This is a genomic window from Constrictibacter sp. MBR-5 (assembly GCF_040549485.1).
GTDB lineage: Bacteria > Pseudomonadota > Alphaproteobacteria > JAJUGE01 > JAJUGE01 > Constrictibacter.
Window position 1 is genome coordinate 36120 of sequence record NZ_JBEPTK010000019.1, and the last position, 12672, is coordinate 48791.

At 71.1% G+C, this 12672-nt stretch carries 9 protein-coding genes; 7 read left to right on the forward strand and 2 right to left on the reverse strand.

Annotation, left to right across the window (positions count from 1 at the left end):
- Positions 1 to 112: 112 nt before the first annotated feature.
- From ABIE65_RS24485 to ABIE65_RS24505, 5 genes are all read left to right on the forward strand, one after another.
- Positions 113 to 3553 (forward strand): SLBB domain-containing protein, encoded by a 3441-nt coding sequence (locus ABIE65_RS24485; RefSeq protein ID WP_354081411.1) that lies wholly within the window; start codon positions 113 to 115, stop codon positions 3551 to 3553.
- A 94-nt stretch (positions 3554 to 3647) separates the two neighbouring features.
- On the forward strand, positions 3648 to 4556 hold the full coding sequence (locus ABIE65_RS24490) for an MBL fold metallo-hydrolase (RefSeq protein ID WP_354081412.1): 909 nt from the start codon (positions 3648 to 3650) through the stop codon (positions 4554 to 4556).
- Positions 4557 to 4644: 88 nt separating this feature from the next.
- Positions 4645 to 5844, forward strand: a complete 1200-nt coding sequence (locus ABIE65_RS24495) for a phosphoglycerate kinase (protein ID WP_354081413.1) — start codon at positions 4645 to 4647, stop codon at positions 5842 to 5844.
- 76 nt (positions 5845 to 5920) lie between these two features.
- Entirely contained in the window at positions 5921 to 6784 is an 864-nt protein-coding gene (locus ABIE65_RS24500; RefSeq protein WP_354081415.1) for a universal stress protein, read from the forward strand.
- Between the two features lie 68 nt (positions 6785 to 6852).
- Positions 6853 to 7317, forward strand: coding sequence for an MgtC/SapB family protein (locus ABIE65_RS24505; protein WP_354081416.1), 465 nt, complete (start codon positions 6853 to 6855; stop codon positions 7315 to 7317).
- A gap of 13 nt (positions 7318 to 7330) precedes the next feature.
- Here ABIE65_RS24505 and ABIE65_RS24510 read toward each other — a convergent pair whose 3' ends face one another.
- Complete coding sequence (locus tag ABIE65_RS24510; protein WP_354081417.1) at positions 7331 to 8740, reverse strand: O-antigen ligase family protein; 1410 nt, start codon at positions 8738 to 8740, stop codon at positions 7331 to 7333.
- Positions 8730 to 10199 carry an exopolysaccharide biosynthesis polyprenyl glycosylphosphotransferase gene (locus tag ABIE65_RS24515; protein ID WP_354081418.1) on the reverse strand — a complete coding sequence of 490 codons (1470 nt, stop codon included), beginning with the start codon at positions 10197 to 10199 and terminating at the stop codon, positions 8730 to 8732. The genes ABIE65_RS24510 and ABIE65_RS24515 overlap by 11 nt, the downstream gene beginning before the upstream one ends.
- Before the next feature lie 489 nt (positions 10200 to 10688).
- On the opposite strand from ABIE65_RS24515, the gene ABIE65_RS24520 reads away from it, so the two are divergent.
- A complete protein-coding gene (locus ABIE65_RS24520) occupies positions 10689 to 11927 on the forward strand; it encodes a lipopolysaccharide biosynthesis protein (protein ID WP_354081419.1) in 1239 nt (412 codons plus the stop codon).
- A 157-nt stretch (positions 11928 to 12084) separates the two neighbouring features.
- A complete protein-coding gene (locus tag ABIE65_RS24525; RefSeq protein ID WP_354081420.1) occupies positions 12085 to 12666 on the forward strand; it encodes a hypothetical protein in 582 nt (193 codons plus the stop codon).
- Positions 12667 to 12672: the final 6 nt, after the last annotated feature.

Below are 12672 nucleotides of genomic sequence, written 5' to 3' on the forward strand. Positions count from 1 at the left end.
ACGCGACGGTTGATCCCCGCAGAGGGCGCCGCCACAATGCGCCGCCTGGGGCCATCGCGCCTCGAACGTATGCCGGCGGCGCCGCCGCCGTCGGGGGAAGCAGTCGGTCAGCATGAGCCGCAGGCAGCGTCGGACCTTGCCGGGGACATCACCCCGTCGACGCGCTGCGTCGTGGCGCCTGCGGGTCGGCTTCCTGCTGGGCGTCGCCCTGTTGCTGGTCGCGACCGCTCTGGTCGTCCCGCTGCGCGCCCAGGATCGCTCCGTCCCGTCGCTGCCGTCGCTGCCCAGCGAACTCGTGCCCCTGCTGGAACGGCAGGACGAGCAGCGCGGCTTCGACCGCGACAGCGACCGTGACGACCGCCGCGACACCCAGGTCATCCGCCCGTCGACCGGACCGCAGGAACCGGTCGAGCTGTCGTCGCTGGAACGCAGTTTCTCCGAACGTGCCGGCAGCCCCCTTCGGCTGATCGGCCAGCGCGCCTTCGGCAGCGGCCGCAGCGTCACGCTGCGCCAGACCGGCGCCGCGCCGGACGGCTACGTCCTGGGCACCGGCGACGAACTGGTGATCGTGCTGCGCGGACAGGTGAGCCGCACGGTGCGCACGCGCGTCGGCCGCGATGGCTCGGTCGTGGTCGCCGACCTGCCGCCGATCCCCGCGGCCGGCGTCCGCCTCGGCACCTTCCGCGAGACGCTGCAGGCGCAGATCGAATCGACCTATTCGGCCACCGAAGCCTTCGTGAACCTGGGCGCGGTCCGCCAGATCTCGGTGCTGGTGAACGGCGAGGTCGGCAATCCCGGCGCCGTCGACCTCAATAGCCTCGCCAGCGTTGTCGACGCGATCCACATCGCCGGCGGCATCCGGTCGAGTGGCTCGCTGCGCAACATCCAGGTGCTGCGCGGCGGCGACGTCGTGGGCTTCGACCTCTACGACCTCGTCCTGGGTCGGCTCGGCGCGCAGCGCGACTACGGCATTGCCGACGGCGACCGCATCTTCGTGCCGGTGATCGGTGCCACCGTGGCGGTCGCCGGCGAGGTGAAGCGGCCCGGCATCTTCGAGCTTTCCGCTGGCACGAGTGCCGTCGCAGCGGCCCAAATGCTGGAGCTGGCCGGCGGTACCACCGGACGCGGGCCGTTCAGCTATCAGGTGATGCGTCGGCTCGCCGACGGGCGCGAGGATCTGGTCGAGATCCGCTCGCCGGCCGACCAGCCGCTGCGCGACGGCGACATCCTGCTGGTCCAGCCGGTCGCCAGCGCCCCCGTCGGTCGCGTCGAACTCGCCGGCCATGTGCGCACGCCGCGCACCTATCCCCTCTCGTCGGCACGCTCCGTCAGGCAGCTCCTGCGCGGCCCGGGCGCCCTCCTGCCCGATCCGTACCTGCCGTTCGCCGTGGTGCAGAGCGACTCGCCCAGCGCCGCCCGGCAGTTCCGCGCCTTCGACCTCGGCGCGGTCCTCGGCGGCGGCACCGACGTCCGCCTCGGCGACGACGACAAGGTCTATGTCCTGGGATTCGACCATCTCGCCTTCCTCGGCTCGGAAGGGGTCGGCGAGGCGCTGCGGGGCGAGGTGGCGCGCGACCTGCGCACCTGTGCCGGCATCCAGTCGCTGGCGCGCTGGATCCGCAGCAACCCGCGCAGCGAACTCGCGGCCGGCCGCTTCAACCGTGCGGCGCGCGATCTCGCGGGCGGGCCGGAGCGCTGTCCCGAACTGTTCGCCGACGTGCCCGAACTGCTCGTCTTCATCATGCAGAACGCCGTGCTGGTGCGCGGCAACGTCCTGCGCCCGGGCATCTATCCGGTGGCGGAGCCGGGCCGGTCCGACGCTGCGTTGGCCGCGGCCGGCGCCCGCGGCGGCAGCGGCGTCGATCTGGTCGGGGCGTCCGGCGGGGCGCGCCAGGGCGGCGTGGTGGTGGTCGACGAGCCGTCGGTCTCGCTGCACGGTCATGTCCGCTTTCCGGGCACGCGCAGCCTCAAGTCGACGCCGACGCTGCGCGACCTGATCGGCGACCTCTCGGTCTATCGCGACGAGCCCTACCTGCTCTTCGGCGTCATCTCGCGCGTCGATCCGCGGACGCTGACCCGGCGCCTGCTGCTGTTCAATCCGGCCGACGTGATGGCCGGCCGCACCGACGAACCGCTGGCCGACCGCGACGAGGTCCAGGTCTTCGGCTACAGCGAGGTGCGCCGCACCCTGGCCGAGCAGGACGACGCGCCCCGCGACCGGAACGCGCGCGATCGGGCGCGCGGCCGTGAACTGGCCGGCGACGACGGTGACCGCGATCGCGGACGCATCGGCCGGGAAACGCAGGCCAGCGGGCGGGCAGGGGATCGGGACTATCCCCGCGCCGACGACCGGCGCCTCCCGGACCGGGACCGTGCGATGGATCGGCGGGACGATGCCGACCGTCTCGCCCGCGGCGGAGCATGGCAGAACGGAGACGCGTTCACCGGCACGGACGCAGCGACGAGTCGCCGGCCGTCATCGGACGTGCCGCGTGACGGGCTGCTCGCCGAACTCGGGCTGCGCCGGTTGATGCTGGACAATGCGGTGGCCGTGGTCGGCGGTGTCAATGTGCCCGGCGACTATCCGGTCGCGGGTTCTGTCACCCTGGAGGACGTGATCCGGGCGGCCGGCGGCCTGACGCGGCAGGCGGACGCCAGCGCGGTCGAACTCACCTGGTTCACCGCCTCCGCCGGCGAGTCGCGCCAGACGCCGCAGCGCACGACCGTCGACCTCAACCGGACGTCTCCGGCGACCGTCCGCGCCCCGGTCGGCTCTATCGTGCGGGTCAACCCGGCCGTTTCGGGCCGAGAGGATGGCTTCATCCTGGTCGAGGGCCAGGTGCAGCGGCCGGGCCGCTACGACCTGATCGTCGGCGAGCGGCTGTCCTCGGTCATCAGCCGGGCCGGCGGCCTGCGCGCCAACGCCTATCCCTATGGGGCGGTGTTCACGCGCGCCAGCGTGCAGCAGGCCGAGTTCGACGCCCGCCAGCGTGCCTTGGCGGAGCTGAATCGCGCGCTCGTGCGCGAGAGCACCGCCGACGACGAGAACCGTCTGCGTCCCGAGGGCCTCGGCGTTCTGCGCGACCTGGTCGCACAGATCGAGTCGAGCGAGCCGATCGGCCGCATGGTGATCGAGGCCGACCCCAACATCCTGCTCGCCAAGCCCGAACTCGACATCACCGTCGAGCCGGGCGACCGCCTGTTCATCCCGCGGCGGCCCTGGTCGGTCTTCGTGTCGGGCGAGGTGTTCAATCCCGGCGCGCAGCAGTTCGGCGAGGCGCTCACCGCGCGCAACTACCTCCAGGCGGCGGGCGGCATCACCGCCGACGCCGACCGCAGCCGCATGTTCATCGTGGCGCCGGACGGGTCTGCGGCGCAGTTCTCCGCGTCCTCGTGGCGCGGCCGCGCGCCCGTGCTGGCGCCCGGCTCGGCGATCATCGTGCCGCGCGACCTGCGGCCGTTCGACCCGATGCGCTTCTCGCTCAACCTGACGCAGATCCTCAGCAGCCTCGCGATCAGCGCCGGTGCGCTCGCGGTGATCAGCAACAACTGACGCCCACTCGTGAAAATTGGCGGATGCGGCGCGCCGTTGCGGCGTCCGCGCCCTTCGGCCAACATGCGCGTCCCCTTAGAGCCGGAGCCGCGCCATGGCCGCACCCATTCCCTTCGACAAGGACTTCGACGTCGAGCCCGGCCGCTGCTACGAACTCAGCCCGCTCCTGCGCCGGGTGACGTCGCCCAACCCCAGCCTCTTCACCTTCAAGGGCACGAACACCTACATCGTCGGCCGCGGCAACGTGGCGGTGGTCGATCCAGGCCCGGACCTGCCGGAGCAGACCGCGGCGATCCTGCGCGCCGTCGAAGGCGAGACGGTGACGCACATCGTCGTCACCCACACCCACAACGACCATTCGCCGGGCGTCCCGGCGCTGGTGGCAGCGACCGGGGCGAAGACCTACGGCTTCGGGCCGCACGGCACCGGCGTGCGGCGGCAGTGGCCGTTCGCCTCGCCCGAGGGCGGCGACATGTCGTTCAGGCCGGACGTGACGGTGCCCGACGGCGGCACGATCGCCGGCGACGGCTGGACGCTGGAGGCGCTGCACACGCCGGGGCACATCTCGAACCACCTCTGCTTCACGCTGAAGGAAGAAAACGTCCTGCTGTCCGGCGACCATGTGATGGCCTGGTCGACCTCGGTGGTCTCGCCGCCCGACGGCGACATGGCCGACTACATGGCGAGCCTGGACAGGCTACTGGGCCGGCCGGAGACGACCTACTGGCCGGGTCACGGGCCGGCGGTGCGCGATCCGCAGCCCTTCGTGCGCGCCTTCATCGCGCATCGCAACGAGCGGGAGGTCCAGATCGCCGCCTGCCTGTCCGACGGGCCCAAGACGATCCCGGAGATGGTCCGCGTCATGTATGCCGACGTGCCGGAGACGCTGCACCGTGCCGCCGCCCGCTCGGTCCTGGCGCACATCCTCCGCATGGTCGACGACGGCCGGCTGGCGGTGGTCGATGGCGAGCCGGGGCCGGATGCCGTCTACCGGAACGCCTGAGTCTACCGAAACCCTGGAGAGCGTGTAAAAGAGAGCATTTCCGGCGGTTCCGTGGGCGGGATCGCGCCATCTGTCGAGGCCGAGAGACATGCCGAAGTTCAAGACGATCGACGATCTCGATCCGCGCGGGAAGACGGTCCTGCTCCGCGCCGACCTGAACGTCCCGATGGAGGACGGCAAGGTCGGCGACATGACCCGCATCGAGCGCACCGTGCCGACCGTTCGCGAACTGGTGGGCAAGGGCGCCAAGGTCGTCGTCCTCTCGCATTTCGGCCGGCCGAAGGGCAAGCGCGAGCCGGGCATGTCGCTGAAGCCGGTGGCCGACGCCCTGGCCGCGGTGCTGGGTACGCCCGTCGCGTTCGGCGACGACTGTGTCGGCCCCGACGCCGAGAAGACCGTCCGCGGCCTCTCCGAAGGCGGCGTCGCGCTGCTGGAGAACCTCCGCTACCACGCCGAGGAGGAAAAGAATGACCGGGCCTTCGCCGAGAAGCTGGCGGCGCTCGGCGACGTCTTCGTCAACGACGCCTTCTCCGCCGCGCATCGGGCCCATGCCTCGACCGAGGCGCTGGCGCAGCTCCTTCCGGCCTATGCCGGCCGCCTGATGCAGGAGGAACTGGAGGCGCTCGGCCGGGCGCTGGAACATCCCGAGCGGCCCGTGATGGCGATCGTCGGCGGCGCCAAGGTCTCGACCAAGATCGACCTGCTGCAGAACCTCCTCGCGAAGGTGGACCTGCTGGTCATCGGCGGCGGCATGGCGAACACCTTCCTGCACGCGATGGGCACCGACATCGGCAAGAGCCTGTGCGAGAAGGACCTGGCGGACACGGCGCGCGGCATCATCGACGCCGCCAAGGCACGCGGCTGCGAAATCGTCCTGCCGGTCGATGCCGCCGTCGCCTCCGAGTTCAAGGCCGGTGCCGCTTCCACGATCGTGCCGATCGGCGAGGTCCCGGCGGACCGCATGATCCTGGACGTCGGCCCGGCCAGCATCGAGGACCTGAAGAAGCGCCTCGCTGGCGTGCGCACCCTGGTCTGGAACGGCCCGCTCGGCGCCTTCGAGATCGAGCCGTTCGACAAGGGCACCAATGCCGTCGCCCAGGCGGCGGCCGATCTCACCGAGGCCGGCAAGCTGGTCACGGTCGCCGGGGGCGGCGACACGGTCGCGGCCCTCGCGCGTGCCGGCGTCGAGGAGCGCTTCACCTATGTCTCGACGGCGGGCGGCGCTTTCCTCGAGTGGCTCGAGGGCAAGACCCTGCCCGGCGTCGCGGCCCTCGAAAAGGCCGCCTGAGGCGCCGGATGCGCGGGCTGCAAGCCCGCGGCACGGCTTGTGCTAGGCTCCTGCATGGCGAGGCGGGAGACAGTGCATGGGCCCGAAGACGATCCTCGTTCCGTTCATCAGCGAGGCGGCCTCGCACGCCGCTCTCGATCTCGCCTGCGCCGCCGCGGGCATGTTCGACAGCCACCTCGACGTCCTCTACCTGAAGCCCGACGCCCGCACGATGATCCCCTATGTCGGGGAGGGGATGTCGGGGGCACTGGTCGAGGACGTGCTGGTGGCCGCCGAGCGCGACGCGGTCGACCGGTCCATCGGCGCGCGTGCCCTCTTCGGCGCCCAGCTCGCCCGCCACGGCCTCTACGAGGCGCAGATGCCGAACGGGCCCGGGCCGAGCGCCTCCTGGCGCGAGGTGACCGGTCGCGAGGACGAGATCGTCGCGATCGCTGGCCGGACCGCCGACCTGATCGCCGTGAGCCGGCCGGTGGATGCATCCGACGGCCCGCCGTCGACGCTGTTCGAGACGGCGCTGTTTGAGACCGGTCAGGCGGTCCTGGTGGCACCGCCCGTACCCGTCACCGCGTTCGGCAGGCGAATCCTGATCGCCTGGAACGGCAGCCCCGAAGCCGCGGGTGCGGTGAGTGCCGCGATGCCGTTCCTCCACCGCGCCGACGATGTCGCGATTCTCGCCGTCTCGGGCTGGAGCGAGGGCATCCTGTCGATTGAAGCGCTGGCCCGGAGGCTGTTGTGGCGCGGGATCGGCGCGGATGTCGAGACGATGCGCGAATTCACCGGGTCGATCGGTGAGAATGTGATGGCTGCCGCTGCACGCCGCGGCGCCGACATGATCGTCATGGGCGCCTACACCCACGGGCGGCTGCGGCAGATGATTCTCGGCGGAGTGACGCGGCACGTGCTCGAGACGGCGTCGATCCCCCTGCTGATGTCGCACTGAGACGCAGTCGATCCTCGGGCACCCTCCGCGGCCTCGCGCGTTCCTTTCGCAACGGAACGGTGAGGCTGATGGTTGACCTGCCCGAAGGCTGGGCCTTGAGCGAGATGGCGCTGCGGCTCGGCGTCGCCGCGGTGTTGGGATGCGTCCTGGGGCTGGACCGCGAGGTGCGCGGGAAGTCTGCGGGCATGCGCACGCACATGCTGATCGCACTCGGCGCCGCCACGACGGCCGTGGTCACGATGGAAATCTACGATGCCCTTCACGTCGATTTTCCCGATACCCGGGCCGACCCGCTGCGCATGATCGAAGGCGTGATGACGGGGGTGGGCTTCCTCGGTGCGGGGGCGATCATCCGCTCGGGCGGTTCCGTGCATGGGATGACCAGCGCCGCCAACATCTGGATCTGCGGTGCGATCGGTCTCGCCTGCGGTGCCGGCTTCTATCAGCTGGCTTTGGTCGCTTTCGGCTTCGCGGTGCTCGTCCTGACCGGCCTGTGGTTCGTCGAGAAGCTGCTGCACCGCTCGATCGAGTGAAGCGAAGGGGTGTTCAGCGGCCCGTGTCGACCCGGCTGCTCCAGCACTGGGCGCAGGCGGCGCCCATGATCAGCGCGTACAGCGCGGCGACCGCGGGATTCTGGATGCTGTAGTCCACGATCGCATGCAGGCCGACCAGCGTGCTCGCCGCGAGGCCGACCGCCGGAAATGCCAGCCCGCGGCGCCGTCGGATCAGGCCCAGGACGCAGAGCGCCGGCAACGATGCGACGGCGAGAATCAATGCGAGGCCGGCCGGCAGCCCGAGTTCCATCACCGTCTCGAGATAGGTGTCGTGGGCCTCGGTGAAGGGTGCGGCGACCGCTTGGCTGCGATAGAGGCGGAAGCCGTGGGCGAAGGTGCCGAGGCCCGTGCCGAGCCAGGGCGAATCGGCGATCGCGTCGGCCGTCCGCCGATAGATCTCCATGCGCGTTTCGGCATGATCGCCGACCTGGAGCAACCGGTCTCCGGTCCCTGTCCCGTCCCCGGCGAGGAAGGCCACGCCGAGAAGTGCCGCGCCGGCGGCGACGGCCGCCAGCGTGCGCCGCAGTGAGAGAGCACCGGACAGGCCAAGCGCCAGGAGCAGCACGATGGACCCGGCGAGGGTGCAGGCGAGCACGGCGCGCGAATGGGTCAGCAGGATCGCCGTCCCGACGACGAACATTGCGCCGAGCAGTAGGGCGCCGCGCCCGGCCATGAACTCGGCCATGAGCCTGCGTCGCTCGATCGTGGCGGACACGCCGCGCGCCGTCCGGCCGAGCCCGTCGCACAACAGGCCGACGAGGCACAGGAAACCCAGCCCGGCGAAGGCGCCGAAGGTGTTGCGGTTGACGAAGGTCGCAGTCAGGTCGCCGTGATAGGACGTCTTCGCCATCCACAGGATGCGCTCGGCACCGGAGAGGTGGGCGGCGATCCCATAGGCCGCGTAGAGCGTGACCATGACGGCGACGGCCGCCAGAACCAGCCGCGCCCGGCGCCTGTCCCGGCACAGGTTGACGGCCAGGTAGAAGACGGCCGCATAGCCGCACAGCCTGAGGATCGCGTCGCTTGTGTCGGTGGGGGCCAGCGAGACTGCCCCGATGCCGGTCGTTCCGAGCGTCTCGGCGGCCATGGGCCACAGCGGATGATGCCACGCCGCCGGACTCCAGCCGCTGGCCTGAAGAGACGCCCAGGCAAGCGCCGCGGTGAAGAGGCTCGCGGGAACGGCGAGGCGGCGCAGGGCGACCGTCGGCGGGTGCCCGAGCGCGACGTGCGCCGCCCACGTGGCGAGCGCGATGCCGGCGAGAAGCGCCTGGGTCGACCAGACCCAGGCATCGACGGCGCCGAGTGCCGCGGGTGCCGCGAGAACCGAGAACAGGAGGAGGTAGAGGATCGGATCCGAGAGGGCCGATCGGGAACCGGCGGAGCGAACGAGGTCAGTAGGCATCGCGGGCCGTCAGAACCGCCCAGACCGTTTCGTAGAGAATGTAGAGGTCGAACGCGACGGACCAATTGCGGATGTAATAGACGTCCATCTCGACCCGCTCGGCGAAGGTCGTCCGGTTGCGGCCGGAGACCTGCCAGAAGCCGGTGATGCCCGGCTTCACCTTCAGCACGATCTCCTCCTGGCCGCCCATGTCGGGGATCTCCCCCGGCAAGTAGCAGCGCGGGCCGACCAGGCTCATCTCGCCGCGCACGACGTTCAGCAGTTGCGGCAGCTCGTCCAGGCTGTAGCGGCGCAGAAGGCGGCCGATCATGGTGACCCGCGGGTCGTCCCTCAGCTTGCGGTAGGTCTCGTATTCCACCTGCGAGGCCGGATGCGCGGCGAGGAAGGCCGCCAGCTGCGCCTCGGCGTCCGGCACCATCGTTCGGAACTTGTAGGCGCCGAAGCGCTTGCCGTCCCGCCCGACGCGTTGCTGCACGAAGAGTGCGGGGCCGGCCGAGGTGAGGCGGACCAGCGCGGCGATCGTCAGAAGCAGCGGCGCCAGCAGCACCAGCAGGGGGACCGCCAGCGCGAAGTCGATGACGCGCTTGATCGCGATCTTGCGCGTGTCGAGCAGATTGTCCGAATGCGACAGTGCCAGGGTGCCCTGCAGGTCCATCGCCTGGACCCACAGCGAGCGCCGTCCGTTGAGATTCGGAATGAGATAGATCCGCGGTGCGGCGACGCGGTCGACGGCACGTTCCCAGCCGTCGGGTCCGACCTGCGGCATATACACGAAGACATGTTCGATGCCGCCGCGGCCGCCGCGCGGCAGCAGGCTCGGCCGCTTCAGCGGAACCGAGCAGGTGCGGCCGCTGTCGGCGTCGAGTAGCCCCACGACCGGCACGAAGCCCAGTTCATGGCGCCGGCGGAGCAGGTGGACGACCTCGTCCACCGCTTCCGGGCTGGTCGCGTAGACGGCGGCGGGAACGCCCCAGCGTCCGCTGGCCTGCAGCAGCCGGCGCAGCAGGTCGTTGAGGAACGGCGTCAGCATCAGCGCGAGGGCGCAGGCGCCCACGGTGACGACGCGGGACCAGAGGCCGTGCTGGAGCAGATAGTCCCAGGCGGCGACCACGGCGAAGACAAGGACGACGCCGAGCAGACGGCGGCGGAAACGTTCCGGAGCGCTCAGGCCGTAGCCCGGATAGAGCCCGAGCGAGCCGTTGACGGCCAGGACGGCGAGGCCCGCGACCGCGAGCAGCTGCAGGTCGACCTGGAGGTCCTTCTCGAAGTAATCGGCGAAGTGCCAGCGGATGAACAGTCCGGCCGCGGTGGCGGCGACCACGGCAACGACATCCAGCAGCGCCATCAGCGCGCCGACGAGGCGTGGCGGCATCAGGCGCGCCTGCACCGCGGACGGTGAATCGCCCGGCGCCGGCGTTGCGAGCGCCGCGCCCTCGGTATCCGTCTCCGCGGTATCCATGTCGCGAATGCCGTCCCCCCGCCCCGTGGTCGCGTACCGTGGTCTTCGTCCTGGTGCGCGCGGAATGTATCAGTGAGGCAATCCCGGTTGAAGGGCCGCCACGGCATTAGTCCGTCTGCGCAGAGAAACAATCTGCACGTAAACGTTGCGGTTCCTGCGCCGCAAAAGTTTTGCGGCGGGGCTCCGGAGGTTTGAGCGCCGTGTGGCGAGACCGACCCGCCAGCCGCTTCCCTTCGGTCTCGGAGCCGCGGGAACCCCTTGATTTCCGTGGGCCGGTGCGGCGCTCCGCATCTGCTGCCCTGGATCACTGACATGTGCGGGCGTGCCGAACGCTTCGGCCGATTGTCCGTGACGGCCGAGCGGGAGGGCTGACGCCGACCTCTCCGCTTTGGTACAGATGCACGTTGTGACGGCCGTCACACCTTCGCGCGATCGGGGTGGGGGACGGCGCCGGGCGGCGGGGGCGGCAGTGAACGGCAGACGAGAACGATGCGCCCGCGTCCGGGCGGCACCGGGCGCCGCATGCGCGTGAGCGGCGTCCTTCTGTCCTTCGTGTCGCACGGCGCCCGCTTTCTCGCGAACGCCGTGCTGCTGATGGTGCTGGCACGCCTGTGGGGCCCGGAGCAGTTCGGCGGGTTCGCCTATGCGACCGCGGTCGCGGCACTGCTCGGGCTCGTCGGCGGCTGGGGCTTGTCGCAGAAGACGATGCGGGATGCCGCCGTCGACCCGGCGAGGGCGGGTGCCCAGGTGCGCAGCGGCGTTGTCGCCCAGTGCCTGCTCGTGCCGCCTCTGCTCGTGGCGGTTCTCGCGATCGGCAGCTTCGGAATCGGGCCCCCTCCCGATCTGCTGCTGCCGCTGTTCGGCGCTTTCGTCGCGCTGAACCTCGCCGAAACGGCGGCGGCCGCCTGCCGCGGCATCGGTCGCTTCGACGCCGAGGCGCGCGCGTCGGCCTTCGGCAACGGCGTGTTCTTCGTCGCCGGCGTCGCCGCGGCCTTGATCCTTCCTGGGCAGGAGGCGGTGGCCCTGGCGCTGTTCGCCGGGCGGCTCGCGCATGCGGCGGGGGCGTTCCTCATGCTTCGGGCCGTGACTGCGGCGCCCGGCAGCGCGGGGGCGGGCGCCCTGGAGACCCTGCGCGCGGGCGCCGTCTTCGCCGGCGAGTCGGTCGCGACCGGTGCCTTCCTGCAGGTCGACACGGTGGTGGTGAAGCTGGTGCTGGGCGAGGCGGCGGCGGGCGCCTATCAGGCGGGGGTGCGCTTCGTGGTCGTCGCGCTGGTCGCGGCCCAGGCTCTGGCCGGCGTCTTCGTACCGTCGCTGGTCGCCCGCCTCGGCCACCGGCCGGCCTTCGCGCTGCAGGCCCGGCGCGTCTTCGCGGTCTTCGCGGGGCTCGGCTGCGCCTTCCTCCTGGTGTTCGCCGCATGGGGTGACGGCATCGTTCTCGCCGTCTACGGCGGCGACTATGCGCAGACGGCGGCGCTCGCACCGCTGCTCGGAGTGCTCGTCTGCGTGCGCTGCCTCGCCGCCGGGGCGGGGATCGTGCTGCTCGCGGCGGGCGCGCAGACATGGCGGCTGCTCGCCACCCTCGCCGCGATGGGGACCTATGTCGCCGCTGCGGCGATTGTCGGACCCCGCTTGGGGTTGGAGGGCCTCGTCGCGGTCAATGTGGGCGCGTTGGCGGTCCTGCTGGGTCTCTATCTGTCCGGCGCGATCCGGCGGCTGCGCGTGGCATAGGTCACACCGCATGCAGGTCGGAGGAGGAAACGCCGCTCGCCGGGTTGCCTCGCCGCGGCTCGGCGTGAAATAGCCATTCCGACGCCGCGGCACGGACACGTCGTGCCGCATCGGACGCCTCGGCGGAAAGCCGGGCCGAGACACGGAAGGAAGTACCATGAACCGCACGCGCCGCCTGTTCCGCTCCGCGGCCTTCGGCCTCCTGCTCGCCGGCGCCGGCGCCGGCGTCGCGCCCGCTCTGGCCGACGAGATCGCGGACGAGATCCGCAACGCCCTGACGCTCTACGAGGCCGGCAAGATCGGCGAGGCGAAGGAGGCACTCGACTTCGCCACCCAGCTGCTCGGCCAGCGCAAGGCGGACGACCTGGGCCGCCACCTGCCGGAACCGCTCTCCGGCTGGACGGCCGAGGACGCCGAGGCGACCAGCGCGGCGATGTACGGCGCCGGCATCTCCGCCGGACGCACCTACCGCAAGGGCGACGACGAGGTCGAGGTGCGGATCATCGGCGATTCGCCGATGATCCAGGCGATGTCGATGATGTTCTCCAATCCCGCGATGGCGGGTGCGGCCGGCGGCCGCGCCCAGCGGATCGGCAAGCAGCGCGGCATCGTCACTCAGGACGGCGACGTCCAGCTGATGGCGGGCAAGTATCTGGTGATGGTATCCGGCAGCGCGCCGCAGGACGCCAAGATCGCCTATGCCGCGGCGGTGGACTTCGACGGCCTGTCGAAGCCCTGAGCCGCG